At 57.9% G+C, this 26172-nt stretch carries 22 protein-coding genes; 11 read left to right on the top strand and 11 right to left on the bottom strand.

Annotated elements, in window-relative coordinates; translation table 11 throughout:
- Positions 1-13 precede the first annotated feature (13 nt).
- From fabZ to ACIPR4_RS18320, 6 genes are all read left to right on the top strand, one after another.
- Positions 14-535 carry a 3-hydroxyacyl-ACP dehydratase FabZ gene (gene fabZ, locus ACIPR4_RS18345; protein ID WP_013570166.1) on the top strand — a complete coding sequence of 174 codons (522 nt, stop codon included), beginning with the start codon at positions 14-16 and terminating at the stop codon, positions 533-535.
- A gap of 2 nt (positions 536-537) precedes the next feature.
- The gene (lpxA, locus tag ACIPR4_RS18340) at positions 538-1323 is read left to right on the top strand and encodes an acyl-ACP--UDP-N-acetylglucosamine O-acyltransferase (protein WP_013570165.1); all 786 of its coding nucleotides are present in this window, start codon (positions 538-540) and stop codon (positions 1321-1323) included.
- A gap of 38 nt (positions 1324-1361) precedes the next feature.
- The gene (locus tag ACIPR4_RS18335; RefSeq protein ID WP_013570164.1) at positions 1362-1730 is read left to right on the top strand and encodes a type II toxin-antitoxin system RelE/ParE family toxin; all 369 of its coding nucleotides are present in this window, start codon (positions 1362-1364) and stop codon (positions 1728-1730) included.
- A 73-nt stretch (positions 1731-1803) separates the two neighbouring features.
- Positions 1804-2046 (top strand): helix-turn-helix domain-containing protein, encoded by a 243-nt coding sequence (locus ACIPR4_RS23220; protein ID WP_049781159.1) that lies wholly within the window; start codon positions 1804-1806, stop codon positions 2044-2046.
- Positions 2039-2920 carry an LpxI family protein gene (locus ACIPR4_RS18325; RefSeq protein WP_013570162.1) on the top strand — a complete coding sequence of 294 codons (882 nt, stop codon included), beginning with the start codon at positions 2039-2041 and terminating at the stop codon, positions 2918-2920. Before ACIPR4_RS23220 ends, ACIPR4_RS18325 begins: the two co-directional genes overlap by 8 nt.
- Positions 2921-2959: 39 nt before the next feature.
- Positions 2960-3508: a peroxiredoxin gene (locus ACIPR4_RS18320; RefSeq protein ID WP_013570161.1), complete on the top strand. Its 549-nt coding sequence runs from the start codon at positions 2960-2962 to the stop codon at positions 3506-3508.
- Between the two features lie 104 nt (positions 3509-3612).
- Here ACIPR4_RS18320 and ACIPR4_RS22620 read toward each other — a convergent pair whose 3' ends face one another.
- Together ACIPR4_RS22620 and ACIPR4_RS18310 are read right to left on the bottom strand one after the other, a co-directional pair.
- Entirely contained in the window at positions 3613-4467 is an 855-nt protein-coding gene (locus ACIPR4_RS22620) for a hypothetical protein (RefSeq protein ID WP_013570160.1), read from the bottom strand.
- A gap of 177 nt (positions 4468-4644) precedes the next feature.
- Entirely contained in the window at positions 4645-6519 is a 1875-nt protein-coding gene (locus ACIPR4_RS18310) for a lytic transglycosylase domain-containing protein (protein ID WP_425358324.1), read from the bottom strand.
- Between the two features lie 86 nt (positions 6520-6605).
- On the opposite strand from ACIPR4_RS18310, the gene lepA reads away from it, so the two are divergent.
- Positions 6606-8408: a translation elongation factor 4 gene (lepA, locus tag ACIPR4_RS18305; protein WP_013570158.1), complete on the top strand. Its 1803-nt coding sequence runs from the start codon at positions 6606-6608 to the stop codon at positions 8406-8408.
- 224 nt (positions 8409-8632) lie between these two features.
- Entirely contained in the window at positions 8633-12136 is a 3504-nt protein-coding gene (locus tag ACIPR4_RS18300; RefSeq protein WP_013570157.1) for an outer membrane beta-barrel protein, read from the top strand.
- A 561-nt stretch (positions 12137-12697) separates the two neighbouring features.
- On the opposite strand, the gene ACIPR4_RS18295 is transcribed toward ACIPR4_RS18300, so the two are convergent.
- Positions 12698-13387 carry an OmpH/Skp family outer membrane protein gene (locus ACIPR4_RS18295; protein WP_013570156.1) on the bottom strand — a complete coding sequence of 230 codons (690 nt, stop codon included), beginning with the start codon at positions 13385-13387 and terminating at the stop codon, positions 12698-12700.
- A gap of 288 nt (positions 13388-13675) precedes the next feature.
- On the opposite strand from ACIPR4_RS18295, the gene ACIPR4_RS18290 reads away from it, so the two are divergent.
- Both ACIPR4_RS18290 and ACIPR4_RS18285 read left to right on the top strand, forming a co-directional pair.
- A complete protein-coding gene (locus ACIPR4_RS18290) occupies positions 13676-14980 on the top strand; it encodes a nickel-dependent putative hexonate epimerase (protein ID WP_013570155.1) in 1305 nt (434 codons plus the stop codon).
- Between the two features lie 64 nt (positions 14981-15044).
- A complete protein-coding gene (locus ACIPR4_RS18285) occupies positions 15045-15788 on the top strand; it encodes a YoaK family protein (RefSeq protein WP_013570154.1) in 744 nt (247 codons plus the stop codon).
- A gap of 224 nt (positions 15789-16012) precedes the next feature.
- On the opposite strand, the gene ACIPR4_RS18280 is transcribed toward ACIPR4_RS18285, so the two are convergent.
- Complete coding sequence (locus ACIPR4_RS18280) at positions 16013-17056, bottom strand: hypothetical protein (RefSeq protein ID WP_013570153.1); 1044 nt, start codon at positions 17054-17056, stop codon at positions 16013-16015.
- Between the two features lie 380 nt (positions 17057-17436).
- Positions 17437-17559, bottom strand: coding sequence for a hypothetical protein (locus tag ACIPR4_RS23360; protein ID WP_013570152.1), 123 nt, complete (start codon positions 17557-17559; stop codon positions 17437-17439).
- Between the two features lie 335 nt (positions 17560-17894).
- Between ACIPR4_RS23360 and ACIPR4_RS18275 the strand changes: the two genes are divergently transcribed.
- Entirely contained in the window at positions 17895-18875 is a 981-nt protein-coding gene (locus ACIPR4_RS18275; RefSeq protein ID WP_041586961.1) for a serine hydrolase domain-containing protein, read from the top strand.
- A gap of 240 nt (positions 18876-19115) precedes the next feature.
- Here the strand turns inward: ACIPR4_RS18275 and ACIPR4_RS18270 are convergent, their stop codons facing one another.
- The 6 genes from ACIPR4_RS18270 to trmFO form a co-directional block, all read right to left on the bottom strand.
- Positions 19116-20270 (bottom strand): Gfo/Idh/MocA family protein, encoded by a 1155-nt coding sequence (locus ACIPR4_RS18270; protein ID WP_013570150.1) that lies wholly within the window; start codon positions 20268-20270, stop codon positions 19116-19118.
- Between the two features lie 4 nt (positions 20271-20274).
- Positions 20275-21075, bottom strand: a complete 801-nt coding sequence (locus ACIPR4_RS18265; RefSeq protein ID WP_041586189.1) for a 3-keto-disaccharide hydrolase — start codon at positions 21073-21075, stop codon at positions 20275-20277.
- A 171-nt stretch (positions 21076-21246) separates the two neighbouring features.
- Positions 21247-22263: a proline iminopeptidase-family hydrolase gene (locus ACIPR4_RS18260; RefSeq protein WP_013570148.1), complete on the bottom strand. Its 1017-nt coding sequence runs from the start codon at positions 22261-22263 to the stop codon at positions 21247-21249.
- Positions 22264-22356: 93 nt separating this feature from the next.
- Positions 22357-23262, bottom strand: a complete 906-nt coding sequence (locus ACIPR4_RS18255) for an ROK family protein (RefSeq protein ID WP_013570147.1) — start codon at positions 23260-23262, stop codon at positions 22357-22359.
- A gap of 153 nt (positions 23263-23415) precedes the next feature.
- Entirely contained in the window at positions 23416-24504 is a 1089-nt protein-coding gene (locus ACIPR4_RS18250) for a DUF7544 domain-containing protein (protein WP_013570146.1), read from the bottom strand.
- Positions 24505-24770: 266 nt separating this feature from the next.
- Positions 24771-26117, bottom strand: coding sequence for a methylenetetrahydrofolate--tRNA-(uracil(54)-C(5))-methyltransferase (FADH(2)-oxidizing) TrmFO (trmFO, locus tag ACIPR4_RS18245; protein ID WP_013570145.1), 1347 nt, complete (start codon positions 26115-26117; stop codon positions 24771-24773).
- Positions 26118-26172: the final 55 nt, after the last annotated feature.

Genomic DNA, 26172 nt, shown 5'->3' with positions numbered 1-26172 from the left:
TAATCAGGAGGTTATGAGTGATGAAAAGAACCTTCCCAGCGCAACGCCGCTGACCATGGACATCCAGCAGATTATGGCGATCCTGCCGCATCGTTACCCGATGCTCCTGATCGACCGCGTCATCGAGGTGGAACCCCGCCAGCGCATCGTCGCCCTCAAGAACGTCTCGGCCAACGAGCCACACTTCACGGGCCATTTTCCGGATTATCCCATCATGCCGGGCGTCCTGATGGTGGAAGCCATCGCGCAGGCCGGCGGACTTCTTCTGTTGAATGACATCCCCGACCGCGAAGACAAGCTGATGGTCTTTACCAGCATCGATGGCGCGAAGTTTCGCAAACCGGTGGTTCCCGGCGACCAGCTCCGCATTGAGGTCAAGGTGCTGAACTGGCGCACGAGCGCGGTCAAGATGCGCGGCACGGCAACGGTCGATGGCAAGCTCGCCTGCGAGGCCACGGTGATGTGCGCGCTCGTCGCAAGACCGAAACCGAAGCCTGCAGAGGAAGCCTCCGCCGCTTCCGAGGCTGCGGTCTAGCCGTGGCCATCCATCCCACAGCCATCGTTGCAGAGGGAGCTATTATCCCGGAGAGCTGTACCGTTGGCCCCTTTTGCACGATCGGTGCCCACGTGGTTCTGGGCGAGCGCTGCGAACTGGTCAGCCACGTCGTGCTGGACGGTCATACGACCTTCGGCGAAGACAATCGAATCTTTTCCTTCGCCTGCCTCGGCATCGCCCCGCAGGACCTGAAGTACAAGAACGAACCGACGAAGCTCACGGTCGGCAACGGCAATACCATCCGTGAGTACGTCACCATCTCGCGCGGCACCAACGGCGGCGGGGGCGAGACGAAGATCGGCGATGGCTGCCTCATCATGGCTTACGTCCATATTGGCCATGACAGCTCCATCGGCAACGGTTGCATTCTTGCTAATGCAGCGACGCTCGCCGGGCATGTCACGGTCGAGGACTACGCCAGCGTCGGAGCCCTAAATCCTGTCCATCAGTTCTGCACCATCGGGAAGTACGCCTATATCGGCGGCGGCACGACGATTACGCAGGACGTCATGCCGTACTCGCTGACCAGCGTCCGTCGCGAAAACCGCGCCTTCGGCCTCAACAAGGTCGGACTGGAGCGCAAGGGCTTTACGCCGGACGAGATTAAACAACTCCGCCTGGCCTACAAGATGCTGCAGGCCTCCAAGATGAATACCACCCAGGCGCTGGAGGCGATTCAGGCGAAGGTGGCCAGCGGAGAGTTCGGCGAACGGGTGGCCTACCTCGCGGAGTTCATCGCGAAGAGCGAGCGCGGCGTGATCAAGTAGCTTTACAGCTATAGCACTCAGTGTTAGGTTATTTTTGGATGCGCGTGTTTAAGGGGCGTCTGTTCGCTCGATTTGCAAGAAAAAGCGGCATAACCGACCATGACCTCTGCGCAACCGTGAAGGACATGGAACGAGGCCTCATTGATGCAGATTTGGGTGGCGGTGTTTACAAGCAGAGGGTTCGCCGCCACGGTGCCGGCAAGTCCGGTGGCTTCAGGACGATTGTTCTTTTGAAGCACGGGAAGATCTCGGTCTTTATTTTTGGATTTGCGAAGAAAGACATGCAAAACATTACGGTGCAGGACCTGGCTGAGTTTAGAAGGTTTGCTAAGGACACATTCAAATATGCCAACGAAGATATTGAAAGACTCTGCGAAGCCGGTGCGCTCGAAGAAATCTGCGGCTAAGAATCTTGTTTACCGCAGCAAGATTGCGGCCGTTCTCCATCAAACCGCACAGGATTTTCATCGTGCAGGGGTGATGTCGAAGAGATCCATGCGCGAGTTCGATGAGTCCTGCCTCACGCCCATTCGTCACTTCAAGCCGAAAGATATCGAGGCGCTCCGCAAACGCGAAGAGGCAAGCCAGGCCGTCTTCGCGCTCCATCTCGGTCTTTCGACTAATCTCATCTCCCAGTGGGAACGAGGGGAAAAGAAGCCGAGCGGCGCATCGCTCAAGTTGCTCACGCTGGTCGACAAAAACGGTCTCGATTTCGTTGCCTGAAGGCCAGTCCAAGCTCGGTCTCATAGCAGGCAACGGCCGTTTCCCCTTCCTGCTCCTCGATGCGGCGCGCGCGCGAGGGATCGCAGTCGTCGTTGCGGCGATCCACGAAGAGACCGATCCGGAGATGAACGCACGCGCCACAGCAGACGCCGGCATCCGCGTTCACTGGATGTCCCTGGGCGAACTTTCCAAACTTATCGATACGTTCCACGCTGAAGGCGTGATGCAAGCCGTCATGGCGGGCCAAGTGCGGCACAAACAGATCTTCTCGGCCATACGGCCTGACTGGAAGCTAGCCAAGCTGCTCATGAGCCTCCGCACGCGCAATACGGACATGCTCCTGGGCGCGGTGGCGAAGGTCCTTGGGGACGAAGGCATTGAGTTGATCTCGTCCACCGCCTATCTTGAACCGATGCTCGCGAGAGCTGGCGTTCTGACGCAGCGTGCGCCTGACGAAGAAGAGCTGAAGGACATCGCCTACGGCCTGACCGTAGCGCGTGGGATTGCTGGCTTCGATCTTGGTCAGACGGTCGTGATCGCCGCGCAGGCCTGCGTTGCGATAGAGGCCATGGAAGGCACGGACGCCACCATTGCTCGCGCGGGGGAACTCTTCCGAACGCTGGAAGCAGAAGCCTCCACCCTGCGGCGCTCGCTTACGGTGGTAAAAGTGGCGAAACCGAAGCAGGATATGCGTTTCGACGTGCCCGTGATCGGTCTTCCCACCATCGAAGCGATGATTTCCGCCGGTGCGACCTGCCTCGCCATCGAAGCAGGACGTACACTGCTCTTCGATGAACCTGCGCTGATCGCGCGGGCCAACGCCGCTGGAATCTGCGTTGTGGGTGAGACTTCCACCCCGTCGGGCCAGTCTTAACGAACGGGATCTTGTTTTACGCGGTACAGGAGAGAGGCAATGCAAAGACTTGGTTTATGGAGTGTTCTGGCGCTGGCGATCGTCGCCTGCGGAATGACGGCGAAGCTGGCGTATGCCGCTGGCGGAGACATGTTGCAGCCCGGTGCCACCGCACCTGGCTTTACCTTGCCTTCTCAGGAAGACAAAGCTGTGAATCTTTCCGAATACAAGGGCAAGTGGGTTGTCCTCTACTTCTACCCAAAGGATAAAACGGCGGGTTGCACCCTCGAAGCGCATAACTTCCAGCGCGACCTGGCAAAGTACACCGCTGCCAACGCAGTGATTCTGGGCGTCAGCCTGGACACCGCGGACAGCCACAAGAGCTTCTGCACGCAGGAGAGCTTGACCTTCAAGCTCCTCGCTGACCCGGAGCACAAGGTCGTCGATTCGTACGGCGTGCCGGTCAAGGGCATGGGACCGATCAAGTATGCCTCGCGTGTGACGTTTCTCATCGCGCCCGACGGCAAAGTCGCGAAGGTCTGGCCTGCGGTTCAGGTTCCCAGCCATAGCGAGGAAGTTCTGACCGCCATCAACGAGCTGAAAAAATAGCGCAAGAACTTATCGGCAGACGCAAAAAGGCCCGGAGCCTCTGAAGGAGGAGCCGGGCCTTTTTGCTTGCCTGTTTACAGCGGTACTACGTTGTTACGGTAAAACTACTTCTTTGCTGCAGTCTTCTTAGCAGCGGTCTTCTTTGCTGCGGTCTTCTTTGCTGGAGCCTTCTTGGCAACAGTCTTCTTCGCTGGGGCCTTCTTAGCAACAGCCTTCTTTGCAACTGCCTTCTTAGCAACGGCCTTCTTTGCCGGAGCCTTCTTCACTGCCTTTTTAGTAGCCAATGTCTTACCTCGCTGGTTTATTTTGGTGCTTTTTGCGGACGTCTTTTTCAAGACGGCCTTTCCACTGCGTGAAGAGGTCGTCTTCTTCACTGCGGCAGACTTCGTTGCGCTTTTCTTCGCGGAGGCTTTCTTGACAGCCTTTTTCGCGGGCGCTGATTTCTTTGCTGCCGTTTTGGCAGGTGTCTTCTTCGCTGCGGCCTTCTTCGCCGGAGCTTTCTTGACGACGACTTTCTTGGCAGCCGCTTTCTTTGCCGGAGCCTTCTTGGCTACCGCCTTCGTTGCTGGTGCCTTGACGGCAACTTTCTTGGCAGCGGTCTTCTTCGCGGGGGCAGATTTCTTTACCGGTGTTGTCTTCTTCGTCGAAGACAGGGTCTTCGCTACCGGCACTTCCGCTGCGCTCATCTCGGGCAGGCTGGAAAGCTTCTCGGGTGGGGAGTAGGGATCGACCGGCGTGGAGGGCGCGCCATAGACAGAGGCGTCTTCCGCGTGATGACTGTCATGCAGCATCTTGTCCTGGTCGGTGTCGTCGTCTGAGGTCAGCGTTACTTCATCCTCTTCTTCATCGGAGAAGTCTTCATCGTCTTCCCGGTCCAGGTCTTCTTCAAGCTCTTCTTCCTGGTCGAAGTTATCGTCTTCGGCCGCGGCATATAGTTTGAAGTTTGCTTCGTCTCTCATTGCTCTCGCTCCGGAGTTGCGTGTGGTGGTTCGCTTAGTTGGATGCACAAAGAGTGCAACACGCAATACAGAAATATGGTGCATCTCTCTGCGCGCGAAGGCAAGCACTTTCGACGAAAGATTCTAAGAAGACGAAAGAAGTTTCGATCGATGTTGCGTCGATCGATGTTTTTCAGCTCAGCGACGCCTCTTCGGGGAACTCTTCTTCGTCGCCTTCGACGTCGCTCCCACCTTCGACTTTGAGGATGAGGTGGAACTCGATCCACGCGATGTGGGGCCGTGTCCAGAGGAGGAAGATCGTGCCCCGCTCTTTCCCCTCGATCCGCTCAAACCCGCGCTACGAGCGGATTTTCTGCCACGTCCACCACGGCTGCGCGTATGCGCGGAAGGCGCCAGGCGCACGGGCTCTGCAATGTAGAGAGAGCGTCCGGTGCTGATGGAGTTCGAGCTCAGGTGGTTCCAACGGCGCAGTTGTTCGCTCGAAACTCCGAAGCGATCCGCGACCGTTACCAACGTATCGCCGCGACGCGAGGTGTACCTTTGCGGATGCGCGCTTGCCGCCGAAACACTCGTGTAGACCGGCACAATTAATTCATCGCCCGTGTCCACGCCCTCTCCCGCGGAGAGATCGTTGGCCGTCGCCAGGTCGTCCGCCTTCACGTGAAAGAGGTCCGCCACCTGCTGCAAGGTCTCGCCAGCACGTACATCGTGGAAGCGCCAGCTTGCTCTCTTCTCTTCCGGAATTTCAGCGATGCGCTTCTGGAACATCTCCTTCGTGCCGCCCGGAATGTGCAGATCGAACGAAATATCGCGCGGCGTGTTGAGCCGCAGCAGGGAAGGATTCAATCCCACCATCGTGGCCAGCGTGGAGTCCGTCACGTCTGCGGCCAGGCGCAGATCCATGGCATAGTTCACCGTCACCGTGTCATAGTTCGCGGCTGGTTCCACATTCATGGAGGTCAGCCCATACTGCTTGGGGTTTTTCGCCATGATTGCGGCAGCCAGCATCGCAGGAACGTAGTTCTTGGTCTCCTTCGGCAGAGCGTTGCGCCGGTAAAGCTCCCAGAAGTCTGCGTATCCCGTACGCATGACAGCTTTCTGCACATTGCCTGGGCCCCAGTCGTACGCAGCCATCACCAGGTACCAATCGCCGAACTGGTTGTAGAGCGTCTTCATGTACTTGGCATAGGCGCGCGAAGACTTCTCCGGATCGAAGCGCTCGTCGAACCAGCCGTTGCGGTCCAGGCCGTAGGCGCCGCGGAAGGGCATGAACTGCCACATTCCTCCTGCGCCGCTCTTTGCGTTGAACGCCTGGGGCTGAAAGCCCGACTCGGCAATGGCCTGGTAGATCAGGTCCTGCGGAACACCTTCTTCACGCAAAATCTTCTTGATCATGCCTTCATACTTGCCAGCGCGTTCCAGAGAGCGCACCAGATGGGCGTGACCGCCCGCATTGTTGGTGAAGTAGGAGATATATCCGGCAACGTAATCGTTGACGACCAACGGAAGATCGGAGGTCGTCGTCTTCAACTCGGCGTTCAGCTGAGCCGTCAATTCGGGATTCGAGGGAAAGGTCAGATCGCCCGCAGCCTCGACCGGAGACTGTTCAATGCGTGGAGAGAAGCCATTGCCCTGCTTCAGGGCATCCATCTCCAGAGAGTTCACCGCGTTCACTGTGCGCTCAAACTCGTCGTTCAGCGCGTCATTCGTCTTGATGTCGATCCCGCTGGACAGCATGAGGTCGACGGCGAAGTCGAAGTCCAACCGTGCCGCATCCAGACGCCCGGAGCGATAGTTCTCGACGCCGCTCTGGTAGGTACGGTCCACCTGGCCTATTAATTGCTGCACTTTGGCGGCGGTTTGCCGCTCCGCAAACTGCGCCGCAGGGTCCACCTTCACGGCTTCGGCTGAGGCTGTCAGGGCAGGCGCCATCGCCTGCTTCGGCGGAGTACCTCCGCCTTCATTCGCGGGACACCCCGCCAAAAAGAGCAAGGGCACACACAACAGGGCGCGAAGAGCGTTCTTGGGAGAGGTCCGAAGGTTCAATTGCACCTCTTTATTGTAGTCACCCAACCCATGACTGGCTTCTTTGCCCGCTCGTAGCTGTTAAGATGAAGTCTGGAGTATCCCGCCTCTTCATGGATCCAAAATACATACGAAACTTCGCGATCATCGCGCACATCGATCATGGCAAATCCACACTGTCTGACCGCCTGCTGGAACTCACCGGCTCGCTGACCCATCGCGAGATGCAGGCCCAGGTGCTCGACGCCATGGATCTGGAGCGCGAGCGCGGCATCACCATCAAGGCCCATTCCGTCCGCATGATGTACAAGGCGAAAGACGGCATCACCTACCAGCTCAACCTCATCGACACGCCCGGCCACGTGGACTTCTCTTACGAAGTCTCTCGCTCGCTTGCTTCGTGTGAAGGTGCTCTCCTCGTGGTGGATGCGACCCAGGGCGTCGAAGCACAGACCCTCGCCAACGCCTATCTGGCCATCTCCAACGGTCTTGAGATCCTTCCGGTCATTAATAAAATTGATCTCCCTAGTGCCGATATTGAACGCACGAAAGAGATGATCGAGAACACGGTTGGCCTTCCGGCGGACGACGCGATTGCGGTCAGCGCGAAGACCGGCCTCAATGTAGAAGAGATCCTCGAAGCCATCGTCACCAAGCTCCCTTCGCCGAAAGGCGATGCTTCGGCTCCTCTGCAGGCCTTGATCTTTGATTCGTGGTTCGATGCGTACCGTGGCGTCATTGTGCTCGCACGCGTCATCAACGGCAGGCTTCGCACCGGCCAGAAGATCAAGCTCATGTCGAACGGCAAGGTCTTCGATATTGAGAGCATGGGTGTCCTTACGCCGAAACCCGTCGAAATTGCAGAGCTGTCTGCAGGCGAGGTCGGATTTTTCGTCGCGACTATTAAAAATGTGGTGGACTCCAAGGTTGGCGATACGATCACCGATCCCGCCGAGCCTGCCACGGAAATGCTTCCGGGCTTTGAAGACATCAAGAGCATGGTCTTCGCCGGGCTTTACACAATCGAGTCGCACGAGCACGGTGCTCTGCGCGACGCCCTGGAGAAGCTCAAGCTCAACGACGCTTCGTTCTCTTTCGAACCCGAAAGCTCCGTAGCCCTTGGCTTTGGCTTCCGTTGCGGCTTCCTCGGCCTGCTCCACATGGAGATCATCCAGGAACGTCTCGAACGCGAGTTCAACCTCGATCTCATCACCACCGCGCCCGGCGTGAAGTACCGCATTACGCTCACCGGCGGGGAAGTGGTTGAAGTCGAAAACCCGTCGCGCTGGCCCGATCCCACAAACATCGCCCAGATCGAAGAGCCCGTCATCATCGCAAAGATCCTCACCAATGAGGAGTATGTGGGTGGCATTCTCAAGCTGGTTGAGGACAAGCGCGGCAAGCAGCAGAACTTCGAATACGTCAGCTCCAACCGAGTTTTGCTCACCTATCAGCTTCCGCTCAACGAAATCGTCCTCGATTTCTACGATCGATTGAAGAGTGTTTCGCGCGGATACGCTTCGCTGGACTACGCTCTCGCGGGTATGTGGGTTTCGCCCATGGTCAAGATGGACATTCTCATTGGCGGCGATCCGGTCGACGCCCTTTCGGTGATTGTGCATCGTGATTTTGCCTTTGAACGCGGCAAATCGCTCGTGCACAAGATGCGCGAACTCATCCCGCGCCAGATGTTCGAGGTTGCATTGCAGGCTGCCATCGGTGCTAAGATCATCGCGCGCGAAACCGTCTCCGCCATCCGCAAAGATGTTATCGCCAAGTGCTATGGCGGCGACATCAGCCGGAAGAAGAAGCTCCTCAATAAACAAAAAGAGGGCAAGAAGCGGATGAAGCGCATCGGCAAGGTCGACATCCCGCAGGAGGCCTTCCTGGCCGTCCTCAAGGTCGGCGAAGACTAGTCGTTTACGATAGCGGTTACTCCCCTATTTCCCCGCTCACGCACCTTCTTCAGTCAGTCTGGAGAGGGAGGGAAGGCTACGTCCTAAATCGTTCCTTTTGAAGTGAGAAGTTCAGTTACGGAATTTTCACTTGACACTCTTGACCGCAAAAGCCTACAAATTCTCCCGCAATCGGTAACTAAAAAACTAAGACGTTTACCCTATGCGATGTTTTTGGAGAGCCAATGCGCCGTTTCTTGAACCACTGGAAGAGAGTTGCACTCGTCGTGTTGATTCTGACCGCAGGTCAGAACATCACCGCCCAATCAGATAACTCGTCCCTCACTGGCGCCGTAACAGACTCGAATGGCGCCGCTCTTCCGAACGCCAAGGTCGTCGCGCACGATGTCGCTACAGGACAGGACCGCGACACCACTACGAACGAATCAGGCAACTACAACTTCGTCAACGTTCGGCCAAGCCGTTACACCGTCACCGTTACCAGTCCAGGATTCCGGACTGCCTCTGTTAGCGACGTGCAGGTGGATGCCAGCATCGGTCGTCGTGTGGATGTTGCCCTCAAGGTCGGTGAAGCAGGCACGAGCATCACCGTCGAAGCCGGTGCCAACGCTGTGCAGACTGAGAGTGCTTCGGTCGGTCAGCTCGTCACGCAAGAGCAGGTTAAGAGCATTCAACTCAACGGTCGCAATCCGCTCTACCTCTCCCAGATGGAGCCTGGCGTCGTCCGCAACAACTCCATGGCTGCCTTTGCCTTCTCGCTCGATAACGGGATCAACGTTGGCGGTGCTCGCTCGCAGGAGAGCGTACTCACGCTCGACGGTGCTCCCATGGTCCGTACGCGTTCCAATGGCACCAGCGTCGGTGTGGCCGACGTTGATTCGACTTCGCAGATTCAGATCCTCACCAACAGCTACCCAGCGGAGTTTGGTCGCGCTTCCGGCGGACAGATCCGTATGGTTCCCAAAAGCGGCACCAGCAGCTTTCACGGTTCGGTTTACGAGTTTTTCCGCAATACAGCCCTGAATGCAAATACCTGGCAACGCAAGCTGACCGCGGTGCTCACAAACACTCCCAATAAACCTGCCGCGTTTCGCTATAACCAGTTCGGTTGGAACTTCAATGGCCCGGTCACCTTTCCTCACTTCAACACGGGCCGCCAGAAGCTTTTCTTTCTCGCTGGACAGGAGTTTGTGAAGTACAACCACGACGACACAGCCACGCAGTTCGCTCCAACAGCGCGCATGCGCACTGGTGATTTCGGAGAGTTGCTCTCTCCCAATATCTTCTATAGCTGCCTCGATGCTGGTGGGAATACCACGACCGGCACATGCGTCAATAACCAGATTAAGAATCCGCTGACTGGAGTACCGTACGCGAATAACGATCTTCGGACCGTCCCTGGCAGTACGAGTGCAAACGGTCTTGGTCTTCTCAACGCATATCCTCTACCGAACGTAACCGGCTCTTCTACGTACAATTGGAGCGATACGGCCCTTTATACGGAATCCCAACGCAAGGACACCATTGTGGTGGATTTCGTGCCGACAGAGAGCCAGCGTTTTCGCTTCTCGCTCCTGAACTTCAATTACGACAACCGCAATCCACACTCCGGTAATTTCAACCGCACGCCGCAGACCTTCCATCGCCCCAATCAGGTTGCGGTTTTTCACTACCAGTGGACGATCTCGCCCACCATGGTTAATGAACTCGTTGTCTCAGCCGCGGCCGACCACGTGAAGATCAACATCGACAGATCTTCCGGTCTCTACGACCGTACGAGCTATGGCATCAACTACCCCTACCTGTATGGAGCAGCAACGAAGCAGATCCCGAACAAGATTCCCACGATCCAGATTTCAAACTTCGGAACCTTGGACGGCCTGCCTTATCCCTCAAGCTCCGGCGGTATTGTCTACGGAGCCGCCGACAACTTCACCAAGGTCTGGGGAAATCACACACTCAAAGCGGGTTTCAACTTTGAGTACGCCGGAGAAAACAACTTCGATCAGATCAGTGTTTCCAGCACAACGCCCGGAGCGACCAACAACCAGAATGGGTTCTTTCGCTTTACGGATACCCGCGGTGGCACTGCTCCGACCACGGGAAGAGCGGTAGCCAACGCGGCTGCGGGTCTCTTTGATACCTACGGTGAAATCGGCACACGTTCTTACACGCTCTATCGCGGCACCATGTACGAAGGCTTCGTGCAGGACCAATGGCGCGCCCGCTCCAATCTCGTGATTGAGATGGGTGTTCGCTACAGCATTATGAATCCCTATTACGCGAAGTGGGGCAACCTGTCTGTCTTCAACCCTGGTAGTTACAGCCCTGCACTGGCAGTGACGGTCAACCCGATCACGGATGCTGTTACGGGCGGAGACCAGTACAACGGCGTCGTCATTCCCGGCAGCGGCTTTCCTTCCTCGGCGGCCGGACACGTAGATCCTTCCATTATCGGAGGAGCCTATAGCCGTTTGTTCCGTGGCTTCAGCAACACCTATTCGCCCACGGTGAAATCGAACGTGCAACCGCGCGTCGGCTTCGCCTGGCAGGTAGATCCTAAAACCGTAGTGCGTGCTGGTGGAGGCCGCTACTTCCAGCGGCTGGGTATCAGCGACAACGTCTTTACGGGCGGCAACGCACCCTTCCAACCGTCGTCCACTGTAACGAATGGCAGTGTCGACACTCCGGGCGGCGTCGGAACGAATAGCTTCCCCTTCAACTATTCGTCTCAGGCCTTCAACTATCCCAGCCCTGAAGCCTATGCGTGGAACTTCACCGTGGAGCAGGAGTTCGACAAGGTTGGAACGTTCACTCTTGCCTATGTCGGACGGCGTGGAATCCACCTGGAACAGCTCGCCAATATCAATCAACTTCAGCCCGGCACCACGCAGGCGAACCCTGGCATCCAGCCAGATGCTCTTCGTCCTTTCAAAGGCTTCTCAAATATTACGGAGACGCAGAATAAGGGCGCTTCCATGTACCACTCCCTTCAGGCAAATCTGAAGCGTAGATTGACGAACAATCTTCTCCTCGGCATTGCCTATACGTGGTCCAAGAGTATGGACTTCGGTTCCAGCAACGGGACCAATCTTACGAACGCGTTCGACAAGTCCATCAGCTATGGCCCGAGCGACTTCGACACGCGCCATGTCTTCGTCTCCAACTTCGTCTACAACATCCCCTATGGCACACATGCGACTCACTTCATAGAGCGTGCGGCGTTAGGGAACTGGCAGTTCTCCGGCACTCTGCAGGCACAGACAGGTCCCCCTGAAAACATCTCCATCAGTGGTGCCGACTATGCAGGCGTGGGACAGGGTTCCGGTACGCAATTTTACCGACACCTGGGGAGCGTCCATACTTACAAGGGATTTGCAGGACAGACGGGAACCGATAAATGGTTCGATACCTCTGTCTATCCCAGCCCGGCGCAGATGAGCACAACCTACGCTGGTCAGTTTTCTCCACGCGGTTCCCGGAACCAGATCTATGGTCCCGGCTTCCAAAGCTACAGTGCGGCGCTGCAAAAGACCATGCACCTCATACCAAATCATGAGAACCACGCTCTCGTCTTCCGTGGCGAGGCATTCAACCTCGCGAATCATCCCACAGCAGATAATCCGAACACCACTCCAGGCTCTTCGACCTTTGGTCTAAGCAAGACAAAGGGACAAACCTACGGAGCAGACCGTCAACTGCAGTTCAGCTTGCGTTACGCCTTCTAAAGACAGCGCAATCCTGTACGCAGAACGGCGAGCCGGAGAGGCTCGCCGTTCTGCGTACAGAAGGTATGGTCGGCGAATACCCACCACCACACCGACGTCACCAACCTTTGGCCTTAGCAGCAAAGGCGGCACCTACGACGCTGCGCGGCAACTGCGGTTCAGCCTCTGCTGCGCGTTCTAAAACCACGCAATCTACGTACTTTCTAACGGCTCGCCTCCTGGCTCGCCGTTCTCTAATGCATGGATTATGCACGACGTCAGACATAGGCTTCCCGGATTGAGACATACCTCAGTCTGTGGAAACAGGTTTTTGTCTGGCTTTCCACATTTCGAACCTGATTTGGTAGGGTTAACCTGTGTGGTTCCGCCTAACCTTATCAATCTAAAGAGAAAAAGCCAGTTCTGAAAAAGGAAAGACTAGTTGGGGCGCGGCATCGATTCCACTGAAGATGTAGTCGGGATGCGCAATCCACATTTTTTTCCACAGTATTCCGTGCAAAACACATTTTATGCGCACAAAAAAAGGAGGCCGTTAGGCCCCCTTCTTGCATACGTTAGAGCTTACTTCTTAGGCGCAGCGGGCGTGGTCGAACGCGGCGTGGTGCGCTGCGTCGTGGCCGGACGACCTGCTCCCGGAGCGGATGGCGGCGGGGCGGCAACACCCGAAGAGGTGTTGTAAGCATCCACAACAGCGCGGGTGATGTCAGTCTGCTGTGCTGCCCACATGACGCTGCTTGTCTGTCCGCTCACATCGAGCAGAAGCGTGAAGCCGCTGGTCTGGACATACTTGCGCATCACATCGGCCACCTTGGCGGCCACCTTGCTGTAGGCCTCCTGCAGTTCCTGCTGGTAGGCTGCGCTGGCATCTTCGCCATCGCGGTTCAGGGCCTTTTCCTTGGTGTCGATGGTCTTCACACGGCTGGCGCGCTCTTCATCGGAGATCGTGGTGGCAGCCTGCAACTGCTTCTTCAGGCTGTCGACTTCCGCAGCCTGGGCCTGGATCTTGGTCTGCTGGGGCTCAAACTTCTTCTGGACTTCCTGTACAGCGCGCTGACCTTCGTTCGTGGCGAAAACGGCCTGCTCAAAGGCGACAAGTGCGACCTTGGCAGGGATAGCTTCGGGCTTTACTGCGGCAGCGGCAGGCGAAGTGGGTTCAGGAGCCGTAGGAGATGCAGTCTGTGCAACAGCAGACGCGGCAAACACAACGGAGAGCATGCCTGCGGAGAGCAAGGCAACATGGCGACGATTCATGTGGATGGTAGAGCTCCTTGGAAGATCTTCGGGGGTCCCGATGGCTTGGACGAAGCGCTTCTGCCGTCCGTGAGCCTGTGTATCTTTTGGTACCGCTATGAACGCGCCAAGAACAGCGCGCCCGAAAGAGGCCGGTGACCTCTCTAAAGTATAGGGTCGGTCAGAAATCGGGTCAAACTGCGCTCTCAGAATTTATTCCCTGGGCCCAGCCCACCGGGGTTGCTGCCAGCCGTGGTGCCGTTGGTTTACCCTTATCCCCAATACTGATCCAGTCCAGGAGAGAATGCGATGCCGTGGTTTGCAATCGAGGGTGAGGCGCTGACAGAGGCGCAAATTCAGGGCGCGGTGGAGCGCACGTTAGAAGAAGCACGCAAACGCATTAATAAAGATCTGAAACGGGTCCTGCTGCTGCCTCCCGATCTTACACGCGCCCACTCAGGCGCGGGCAAGATCACGGAGATGTTCTACAAGGCCCTGCCCGACGCGCATGTGGAGCTGATTCCCACTTTGGGACAGCACGTCCCGCACACCGAGGCGGAGAACAAGTGGATGTTCGGCTCCATCCCCGAGGAGCGGATCTTCGCGCACGACTGGCGCGGTGGCGTGACCCACGTGGCAACGATACCAGCGAGCCTCGTAAAGGAAACCACCAACGGCGCCGCCGACTGGGAGATCCCCGTCGACCTGAACACGAAACTCATGACCGAACAGTGGGACCTGATCGTCAACATCGGCCACGTCGTTCCGCATGAAGTGCTTGGCTTCGCGAATCACAACAAGAACTACTACATCGGCCTCGGCGGCAAGGACACCATCTGTGCCTCGCACATCGCGGCTGCCGTATACGGCATCGAGAACAACCTCGGCTGCCTGGTCACGCCGCTGCGCGCCTGCTACAACTGGTCGGAAGAAGAGCATCTGAAAGACCTTCCTGACCTCTATGTGCAGATCGTGATGCACCGGGATGCGGACAACAAGCTCGTCACCAGCGGTCTGTTCGTCGGCGACGATTTGGAGACCTATCTTCAGGCCGCGCGCAAGAGCCGCGAGCAGAACATCATCACCTTCGAGAAGCCTCTGAAGAAGGTCGTCGCCGTGATGCAGCCGGACGAGTTCCGCGCCACCTGGGTAGCGAACAAGGCCGTCTACCGCACACGCATGGCGATTGCGGACGGCGGCGAGCTGCTCATCCTCGCTCCGGGTGTGGAGCGCTTTGGGGAACAGCCCGACGTGGACGCGCTGATCCGGAAGTATGGCTACAAGGGAACGCCGCGCACGTTGGAGTTGTACAAGACTGAAGCGGACATGCAGGCGATCCCGCACGGCGTAGCGCATCTCATCCACGGCTCCAGCGAAGGCCGCTTCACGATCACGTACGCTCCCGGCCATCTTACAAAAGAAGAGATCGAACAGGTCGGCTACCAGTACGCCGACGTGAAGGAGATGGAGAAGCGCTACGATGCGGCCACGATGAAAGAGGGCTGGAACACCATGCCGGATGGAGAAGAGGTCTTCTACATCAGTACGCCCTCCGCCGGTCTGTGGTCCACGGAAGCGAAGCTGAACAATGCGTCGCGGCTGGATCTCTCTTAGTTCGGAAACGATCGCACGAAATAGAAACGAGCAAACGAAGCGGCATACCTGCGATCATGGAGGTATGCCGCTTTTCTATCTCCGCCGGCTGACCGGAAGGAAACGTACGGAGACCAGCAATCGTCACCTGGCCCGCTATCTTGCGTTCATCGCTGGTGCTGCGAACGCTGGTGGATTTTTGGCGGTGAGGCAGTACACCTCCCACATGTCCGGAATCGTGTCCGCGATGGCGGATAACTTCGCCGTCGGTAGTTTGACGGTCGCGTTGAGCGGCTTCGCTGCGGTGATGTCGTTTCTGCTAGGAGCGTTTGCCACAACGCTCTTCATCCGCTGGGCGCGAAGCCGCCGCCTGGAGAGTGAGTACGCCCTACCACTGATCGCAGAGGCGGTGCTTCTGATCCTCTTTGGATTTACGGGGCGAGTCTTCGCAGGAGGCCGCGTATGGGGCACGGTGCTGCTGCTCTGTTTCACGATGGGTCTTCAGAATGCCATCATCACCAAGCTCTCCAAGAACGTGATCCGCACGACGCACCTCACGGGGATGGTGACGGATACCGGAATCGCTCTGGGAAGGATCGTCTCGAAGCGGTTTGCAGGCGCGCACGGAACGCTCGCTCCGGAGCTGGCTACACTACGTCTGCTTACGTCGCTGATCGCGCTGTTCTTTATAGGTGGAGTGATTGGCGCGGTTGGGTTCAAGCACGCCGGGTTCTTCTTTACGCTTCCTTTGGCTACGGCGCTGTTTTTGCTGGCCGCTTTACCGGTAGTGGATGATATGCGGCGAGGTTATAGGATTGGGGCTTCCTGAGCATCGTTTCGAAACACTCAAGAGAGCCTATGGCCTACTGCGTATGCAGGAACGAAAGTACCGCCCCGGTTCGCTTGTCTAACTGGACAACTAGTTCGCCTTCAAATGGATTAGATCCTTCGCCGAGTTGCTACCGAATTTGCCTGGATCGAAACCGTGCGACTCTGGGCCATTCCGGCCTCGCTTCTCCTTGCGATGTTAGAGCCGAGCGGGCGCCTAAATCATTAGAGGGTTGGATTTGGCAAATAGAGTAACGGAACGTTGTTAACAACAGCGCACGCCATTGCAGCAGTTTCGACTCTTAGAAAGTGGCCTTGGGATCCAAAGTAAAAGTTGGGCAAAGTGCCATCCATCCGCGTTTGGATAAACACTCCCAGCAATTGCAGTGGGCCTGTTCCACCACCAAATGGCATCTTTATATTGGGTACACCGCAGACTACTATCTCGTTGTAAGAAGTTAGATCAGCGCCAGCAAAATTTGCTATTGCACCGGGTGTCCCTTGTCGGGTGATGATTTGAGTTGGAGTCAGCAGCCCTCCGATGCGAAGACTCTTGTCAATGATATGGTCGACAAGTGTGACGCCGGGCGCTCTGACACTTGCGTCGGTTCCGGCGTAATTGTCGAACCATTGATCTGTAGGAGACGTGGTGAGGATATTTTCTTTGGGTACACGGAGTATCACGCCGTGATTCGAGAAGCTGTCCGGTTTCCTGTCCCTCTGCACACCCATGCTAATGCACCACCATTCTGAGAGCGTAGGGATGGGGTTGTCCAGAACGTTCACGGGCACATTGCAGCGAACTCCATGAGTGATGAATTGATATGGAGGCGCACCGCCGGTGGCCCAATTTCTAGGCCTTCTATACGCGTTTAGCGTATTCGGGGCAGTGAAATGATGCGGTGCCCACGAATCTCGATTGTTGTTAAGATCAGCGATTGCAGGAAATAAATGCTTAAACTCGCGAGTCAGAAACTCTACATTCTCGTCTTTATATCTGGCATATAGGCTGTCCCGTAACGCATGGGGTTGCCCTTTCATCAGGAAAGAGGCGAGTAAGACGGCCCGCAGCGCCTCCCGCTGATGCTTGTTGGACTGGGTATGCCAAGTGTAATTCCCCAGCGCCAGCGCCTCCTCTATGCGGTCCCGATCCGGATTCAGGGCAAGGGCATCGTTCAGAAGAATGCCGTATTTCAATCCCAGCGGACTCCCAATAAACCAAGGTTCCGCCAGGCTTTTGATCGTCGATGCAATATGCGGTTTGCGCATCCAGATACCCAATTAAACCGAGCGTTCCCTGCTGGTTTCATAACAACCAGAGAGGACTTTTATTCCAAGCGCGAGTTTTGTCTTAACTGCAAGATTTAAAGGGCGCTCGTCAGGGAGAAAGTCACGGGACCATAGCATTTCCACTCGTCGGCGTGACGCGCTTCCGCTTAGTCGATATTGGAAAGGAGCAGTTGCCTTCTGGAATGCTGTGCAGAACGAAGAGAGAGGGGGCATTCCTCGGCATCGACCTTGTCTAAGTGAGAGGCGGGAGCCGAAGGAAGCGCGCAGCGAGGCTAGTGCGTGGAAGAGCGAGATAGATCAAAGGCAGGGAGTCATGAAGGGCACCCCCGCCTCATCCAAGGATTTACTTCAGCCAGCTTCTAACGAGTGATTGCGAGGCCGCAGGCAAGAAGGAAGGCGCCCATGAGAGGCGTGCTGATGAAGAAGAATTCGCGGTTGTCGGCAATTTTGGTGGCAATTTGGGTACGGACGGTAGAGATCATTTGGGTTTCCCTTCAAAGTGAGGAATCAAATCGTACGTAATACCTAAAGCAATTCATGCGCCAACATTTCGGCGAAATAGCACAAATCGAGGCCGTTTTCGCCTGCCTTTGTGCGACATATTTGCCATATAGGAAAAGCTTTCGCCTTTATCGAGCAACCTTTTGAGGACTTTTATCCGGGAGTCAGTAACGTTACCTATCTCCTCGAATCGGCTGAAGATACGAAGGAACCGAAGAGTCGGCCGGCTCGTATCTCAGACATGCGGAGAGCGGTGTTGTTGTGTGGTGGGGTGGCTTTGTCTTTCGGTCTGGCGATATCTGCGCAGGCGCAGCATATGGGCACGACTAAGGTAGCCGGCGCCGGCGTGGATGTGGCGGCGTTGGAGACGCTGTACGCAGAGATGGAGCGGGAGGAGCATCACGACCTGAAGGGCGTTGTGATTGTGCGTGCTGGGCGCGTGGTGAGCGAGCGCTACTTCAACGGCGACTCCGCCGAGACGCTGCATGACATCCGCTCCGCCACGAAGAGCATTACGTCGCTGTTGATGGGCTTCGCGGTGCAGAAGGGGATGGTGCACAGTGTGCACGACTCCATTGCCGCGTATCTTCCAGGGCTGCCGAAGGATGGCCGGGAGAGGATCACCGTCGAAGATCTGCTGACGATGCGGTCGGGGCTGGACGCCGACGATACGGTGGCGACCTCGCCGGGCAACGAGGACAGGCTGGATGAATCCACCGACTGGATCCGCGCGGCCTATGCCGTTCCGATGAAACGCGCGCCGGGGGAGAAGTATCTCTACTGTTCGCTGAATGCGTTTCTTACGGGTGCGATCGTGGAGAACGCGACCCATATGCCTCTGGACGAGTTCGCCAAGGCCAATCTCTTCGGACCGCTGGGGATTACGAAGTTTCGCTGGCGTCAGGTTCCGGTGAACCGGACGACGGGGCAGGGGAACCTGGAGATCACGGCTCGTGATGCTGCGGCGATTGGCGGGTTGATGCTGAATGACGGTGTAGTGAACGGTCGGCGTCTGCTCAGCCACGAGTGGATCGCGAAGAGTTTAGCCAGCGAGGTGGCCATCTCGGACAGCGATCCGTATGCCGATGCCTATGGATGGATGTGGTACACGCGGGCGGCGCCGGTGGGCGGGCGCAAGATCGAGGTTCACTTCGCTTCAGGGAATGGCGGCAACAAGATTTACATTGTGCCTTCGCTGCATATGGTGGTGGCGATCATGTCGAGCGCGTATGGGCATGGGTACGGGCAGCGGCGTTCGCAGGAGATTTTGTTGCGGGTTCTGGAGGCGGTGAGGTGAGATTCGCCAAAGGTTTGTCATCCCGTAGCGTAGCGAAGGGATCTGCTTTTTGCTTTTCCCAAGGTCGCTCTTTGAGCGAACGATGCGCTTCGCGCATAACCCATGTCCCAAAGCGGGACATGGGGCACCCGGTTTTTGTGGTTCCCCCTGTTCCTGGTTTCCTGAGGGACTGTTTGTGCGCTCCGCGCGACCCCACCCTTCGCGATAAAGCTGCGAAGAATGGGGCACAGAGTTGTTGATTCAAGCGCGGTGCTTTGCCATGCCGCCGGAGTGGTAGGCGAGGTTGCCGAGATGTCCGGCGTTGGCGGCGGCTAGACCGGCTTCTACCGGGGCGTTGGGATCTTTGCGGGTCTTGATGCAGTCGAAGAAGTTGCGCATGTGTGGGATGGTGCCGTCTTCGAAGCTCTCTTCGTGGAGGATGGGGTTGGCTTTGACGCCTTCGTGGAAGACGGACATGCCGGAGCGGCTGAGCTTGAGGGTGGCTTCGGTGCCGCGGAACTCCAGTCCTCCGTCGTCGATAGAGGAGGCCATCATGCCTTCGTAGACGACGTCAAAACCGGGATAGCGAAAGGCGGCTTGGATGGTGTCCGGGCACTGCCACTGCGGGTAGACGTAGTTGTCTCCGAGCACGAACGCGGTCGAGGGTGTGTCGGCCTTCATGGCCCAGTGGGTGACATCGATCCAGTGGGCGAAGAGGTCGGTCATCGCACCTCCGCCGAAGTTCCAGAACCAGCGCCAGCGGTTGAAGACTTCCAGGGAGAAGGGCTGGTCGGGGGCACCGCCGAGCCACTGCTTCCAATCGAGTTGCGCAGCGTCGACGGGTTTGGGGATCCAGTTGCGTCCGTAGTTCTGCCACCAGAAAGTGCGGACCTGCGGGACTTGTCCCAGAGCACCGCCCTGGATGAGGCTGACGGCGTTGCGGAAGTGCGGCCAGCTTCTCTGCTGCATGCCGCATTGGAGCACCTGTTTGCTGGAGCGGACGGCGTGACGAAGGGTCGCGTCTTCTTCGAGCGTGTGGGTAACGGGTTTTTCCAGGTAGACGTCTTTGCCTGCGGAGAGTGCCGCAACAGCGGTGCGAACGTGCCAGTGGTCGGGCGTGGCGATGAGGACAGCGTCGATGCTCTTGTCGTCGAGGACCTCGCGGAAATCCACTGGCGTGGCCGCGTTGGTGGCGCTGGCGCGAAGCTTCACCTCTTCGCGGCGCGGCGTGTAGACGTCCGAGACGGAGACGATCTCGAAGGAAACGCCGCTGTTCTCCGCCGCGTTGAGCAGCTGCCCCATGCGCCCGCCCGCGCCGATGATGCCAAGGCGAAGGCGTTCATTGGCACCGAAGGCGCGGGTGGAGGCGAGGGCCGTCAGGCCGGAGGCGACGAGAAAGCTGCGGCGGTTGGTCATCGGTTTATTTCCAGTCTTTGACTTCGCGCACCCAGATGTTGCGGAAGCTGTCCGGTTCGCTGTGGTCGCCGTGCGCCTGAAGCTTGATGGGCGCCTTGTCGTAGGCCTTGTAGAAGGGCTGGCCAATGTAGCGGGTCTCGCCTTTGAGCTCGAAGTGGTTCTGCACGAGGATGCCGTTGAAGAAGACGGTGACGTAGGCCGGGGTGAGCAGGTTGCCGTCGCCGTTGAAGCGCGGCGCGGTCCAGACGACGTCATAGTTCTGCCACTCACCGGGTTTGCGGGCGGCGTTGGCGAGGGGAATGGCCTGTTTATAGATGCTGCCCGCCATGCCGTTCACGTAGGTCTTGTTCTCGTACGAGTCGAGGACCTGGAGCTCATAGCCTGCGTCTCCGGAGCCGGTGGAAGCGAGAAAGACGCCGCTGTTGCCGCGTGCCTGGTCGGAGCCGGTGATGTTGGAGGGGATCTTCCATTCGATATGGAGTTGGTAATCCTTGAAGGTGTGCTTGGTTTCGATGTTGCCGGAGCCGTTGGTCTTATTGACAGTCAGGGTGCCGTTAGCGACATCCCATTTCGCGGGGGAGTGGTCTTTGGAGGAGACCCACTCGTCCTGGCTCTTGCCGTCGAAGAGAACGATGGCGTCGGAGGGTGGGGCGTCGTTGGTGGCTCCGGGCGTTACGACGGGAGGGACGGGGGTGTAGACCTCGGTGTCTTCGTGCTTGGGGGCGGCGGGTGTCTGGGCGGCAAGGGGAAGGGCCAGAATCACCAGGGCGGCGAACATAAGGGAACGAGATTTTTGTAGTCGCATGATTGCCGAGAGGATACAGGAATACAGTGTTTCGTGGCGATGGTGTCGGATGTGGCATTGGTTCGCTCAAGCGCGAATACCCATACATGAGCGGTGAAGCTGCTCATGTATGGGGCACCCGATGGATCGCAACTGCGGAACGTCTTCGGAGACGGCAGATTGGTGTAGCGACTACTTCAAAAGGAAACCGTCGACTGTGGAATTGAAGCCGTCCGGCTGATCGACGAACTGCATGTGTCCGGAGTTGGGCGAGATATACAGTTTGGCTCCGGAGATGGCGGTCTGGATCTGCTTTGCGAGTTCCGGCGAGACTTCGTCGTGATCGCCTACCATGACGAGCGTGGGGACGTGGACGGTCTTCAGGCGTTCAACCCATTCGACTTCGCGAAGATTGCCGGTGACCTTGAACTCGCCGTCCGACCCCCACATTTCGCGGTAGAGCTCCCAGTTGCTGGGCGCGTTGCCCGTGGCCGGATCGTAGTTGGCGTCGGGATGTGCGCCGTAGAGGACAGGAAAGTACCCGGTGCCCCAGGCGAGTTGTTCGTACTCCGGCGTATAACGATTACGCTCCCAGGGCTGGCCGTGTCCGAAGAGGCCTTGCGCTTCCAGTTCGAGGAGGCGCTTGCGTTGAGGTTCGGGCATGCGATCGCGGAGAGCGGCAAGCACCTCGTTGAGCTTCGTGGTGGAGGCGAAGGTGCCGGCGAGGATGAGGTGCTGCAGGTTTTGCTGATATTTCAGGGCATAAGCTTCGGCGAGGACCCCTCCGCAGGAGTGGCCGAGCAGGTCGATCTTGCCAAGGTGCAGGGAGACGCGGAGATCTTCGACGTCTTCGGCCATGGTTTCGGCGGTGTACTGCTTTACGTCCTGCAGGCGTTGGGAGCGGCCCGAGCCGCGCTCATCGATAAAGACGATCTGGCGATGCTGTGCGAGCGGAAGCAGGTAGGGGAGGAAGTAATCGTGCGCTGCGCCCGGGCCACCGTGCAGAATGACGAGGGGCGTGGCGGCGCCGCGTTCGCCGATGGTCTTGTAATAGATCATGACGCCGTGCGCGTTGATGTAACCGTCATGCAGGGCGTAGGTGGACGGGACGGCCTGGGCCGTTGCACTGATCGAAAGGAACAGGGTTAACGTAGCGAGGTTTCGCAGACGCTGCACCACAGCAGGAAGGATGGTCGTCAGAGTGAACATGCGATTACTCTAACGCAGCTCTCGTTTCGATCCACGGCCAATCCGATCAGCGAATCGGTGCGTGGAGGAAGATTCCCATAACAAAACGCGAAGCTACTTTGCTGACTGTTGCGCAAGCACGGCTGCACCCAGGACTTCGTTTTTTGCGTCTTCCGGACGGGTTTCGATGGAGAAGCCCTGCAGCGGACTCATGCGGACCATCTGTTCGATGTAGTCGCGCAGCATGGGGAGTTCTACAAAGCGGACGTTGTATCCAGTGAGGTAGAACTTGCCTGCTCCCGAGATATGAATGGAGGAGGCAGTGGCGGCGGCGAGTGCTTTGTGCCAGAGCTTCTTGAACTCGACGCAGCGGGGATCGCCTTTTTTCGCTGCGGCGAAGACATCTTCGGGCTCCATGTCGAGGAAGCGGAGGCGCATGGCGCGGTGCCCCATGATGCCTTCCACGTGTCCACGACCGCCGCAACCGCAGTAGGTCTCCTTGTCGTCGAGCGAGACTACGGTGTGTCCACCCTCCCAGATGCCTTCGGTCAGGGGGTAGCGTCCGAAGCCGATGCCGGTCCCCAGGGTCCAGATGCGGACGACGGTTTCCAGTTTGCCATGCACAGCAGCCAGACCTGCGGCGACAGCATCGGCGTCGTTGACGACCTTGACGGTCGTGCTGATGCCCTGGTTTTTAAGCGCGGTGCAGAGCTCTTCTTCCACCTTGGCCCCCTTCATCTGGGGCAAGTTGGGCGAATCTTCCACGATCCCGTTGCGGATAATGCCGGGAAGCGCGACACCGACAGAGTAGACAGTCTCGACGGTTTTGGCGAGGGTGATGATCTCGTCGCACATGACCTTGATGAGGGTCTCGCGGGGCAGCTCGACGAGGCCGTCCTCTTCCTCTTCGGAGGCGGGAAAGCACTGAAGTTCGCTTGTGATCTTATTGTTCGCGACAATACCGGCGACGATTCGTTGTGAGACGGTGAGGCCGATGTTTTTCATTTCATTCTTGGTCATGGTGGCTCGCGGAAGTGCTCGGGTTGTTCCGCCTACAAAAAAATCGGGCGGGAGAGTGGTGAGCGGATTATGAACTGCGCAGGGGAGGTTGGGCAAGTGGCCCGGCGTGGCAGCATCTCAGCAAATCAACAGGGCAGCAAGTCCGCGAGTGGGTTAGGTGACGGGTTGGGGGTTCAGAGGGAGATCTGGGCCGCTGCCGGGGTCGTCTTCTTCCTCGTCCCGCGAGGGGAAGGAGGGCGGCGGGGTAAAGGTGGAGACGGCGATCGAGGGTTCGAGCATCTCGCCTAGAAGGGGATAGCGGCCACCGTAGAAGTACAGCCCCCAGGAGGTAAAGAAGGCGGTAATCGGGCCGTTGATGGCGAAGAGAAGGAGGATGGAGGCAGCGACGTAGATAAGACCGAGGACGAGAGCGATGAGCGCGACGATGGCTGTTCCCGCCATACCGGCGTGCCGAAGGAAGATCGCTGGAACGACGCCGACGAGGATAAGCGGGATGATAAGAATGAGGATTCCGACGATAAAGACAACCACGCGGGCGATCACGAGAATGAAGGAGAGGATGATTTTCAGCAGGAAGTAGAGGGCAAACTCACCGGGTTCCGCGGAGAGCGTATTCATGGCGCGTTCCCAGGCGAAGCCGATAGTAGAACCTTCGAGGGCCAGGACGGGAAGGACGAAGTCTCTAAGGATCCAGGCGGCGATGGCGAGGGCGAGACCCCCGAGGATGCCGAGTACCGTCATGGAGGCGTTGCCCGCCTGACCGAGCGTCGTATGGCGCAGACCGAAGAAGGCCGAGAATCCGAGGGCACCTGCGGCCACGGTGAGAACAAGCGTGAGAGCGATCCACTGCCAGGTGATGTCGCCGTAGAGGTCCCAGAGAAGGCGGATTTCGCGGCGGCGCGTGGCGAGTGCGTTGACGAGTACGAATTTGAAGCGCACAGAAAGATAGAAAATGACCCCGCCGATGATCGCGAGAACCAGGAAGAGCGGGATGAGCGCAGCGCCGTGCAAATGGGGCGTATGGGCGAACTGCGGGTTGGCGGCTTGCTGGCGCGCATTGAGATTGTGCATGCGCTGGCGAAAGTTGCCGGAGTTAAAGCCAGCGGTGGCCGAGAAGGTGCCAGCGAGCGTGGCTACGGCTGCCAGTTGGAGATAAGTCTTTTTGGAAGTGCCCTGCCAGAGCCAGGCTTTGGCATGTTCCCAGGCGGGGCTAATGGCTTCTGCTGCGGAGTAGCGGCGCATTTTGCATTCCCTCTTGAGGAGACAGGGTAACGCATTGGAGACAGCGAGTCAGCAAGTTAGCGAGTCAGCTTTGGTAGTGGCTTTCCTCTGGGATCCGGTTTGTGCGCTTTTTCTGGTCGCTCTTTGCGCATAACCCACACATCGCAAAGAGCGCGATGTATGGGGCACCCTGTTTGGCTTCCTGATGGATCTGGTTTATGCGCTCTGCGCGACCCCACTCTTTCGTGATAGTGCTGCGAAAGAATGGGGCACAGGGTGATCTCTATTTAGGCGGTGAGCCAGGCGTTCCAGGCCTCGAGCGCGCGGTCGCATTGGAGGCGGTGGCGTTCTTTTTTGTCGCGGATCTTCTTGCGAAGCTCTTCTTCGAGTGGGGGGATGAGATCGAAGGTAATGTTGGCGGGCTGGAATTTGTTGGCCTTGCCTTTGCCGCCGCCCATGTCTTCGGCGTGGGTGATGTAGTGCATCAGTGAGCCGTGGGCGCTTTCGCGCGGTGCCGGTGTGGGCGTTTGTCCGTGGGCGAGAGCTGCAGCGTAGCGCCCTGCGAGCATGCCGGAGGCTATGGATTCGGTGTAGCCTTCGACGCCGGAGAGTTGGCCTGCGATCAGGATGTTGGGGTGCTGCTTGAGCTGCAGGGTCTCCGTGAGCAGCGAGGGGGCATGGATATAGGTGTTGCGGTGGATCTGGCCGTAGCGGAGGAAGGTTGCGTTCTCCAGGCCGGGGATCAGCCGGAGGATACGCTGCTGGTCGCCGAACTTGATGTGGTTCTGAAAACCGACGAGGTTATAGCTATCGGCGCGGAGGTTTTCCTGACGGAGCTGGACGCAGGCGTAGGGCCAGCGACCCGTTTTGGGATCGGTAAGACCTGCAGGCTTCATCGGGCCGAAGCGGAGGGTATCGCGGCCGCGGCGGGCGGTGACTTCGATGGGGAGGCAGCCTTCGAAGTAGTCGAGCTTCTCCCACTGCTTCTCTTCGACGGTCTGCGAGTCGATAAGGGCATCGAGGAAGACGTCGTACTCCTCTTTCGTGAAGGGACAGTTAATGTAGTCCGCGGTGCCCTTGTCCCAGCGGGCGGCCATGTAGACGCGGTCCATATTGATGGTGGTGGCGTCGACGATGGGGGCGATGCTGTCGTAGAAGGCGAGATGGTCGGCACCGGTGAGTCGCTGGAGTTCGGCGGTCAGTGGCGCGGAGGTCAGCGGACCGCTGGCAAGGATGGTGAGGGTGTCTTCGGAGTCCTCTTCGAGGGTGGTGACTTCTTCGCGCTGAATCGTGATGTTGGGATGCGTCACGAGGAGGACGGCGACGCGCTCCGAGAAGGCGATGCGGTCGACGGCAAGGGCGTGCCCGGCGGGAACGGCGGTAGCTCCGGCTTCACGGATGAGGGCTCCACCCGCGAGACGCATCTCCTGCTTGAGAAGCCAGGGGGCTGTGTTTTCCGATTCGGACTTGAGCGAGTTGGAGCAGACGAGCTCCGCGAAGTCGGAGGTCTGATGGGCCTCGGTGGACTTGATGGGGCGCATCTCGTAGAGCGTGACCTGGCAGCCTGCGTTGGCGGCCTGGAGTGCGGCTTCGGGGCCGGCAAGACCGCCGCCAATAACTTTGATTTTCTTCACATTTCTATTGTCTCGTAATTGACGGGAAAGATTTCAGTCAGCAATTAGACTTGCT

The organism is Terriglobus saanensis SP1PR4 (assembly GCF_000179915.2).
Taxonomy (GTDB): domain Bacteria; phylum Acidobacteriota; class Terriglobia; order Terriglobales; family Acidobacteriaceae; genus Terriglobus; species Terriglobus saanensis.
This window is presented reverse-complemented; position numbering and strand designations above follow the sequence as displayed.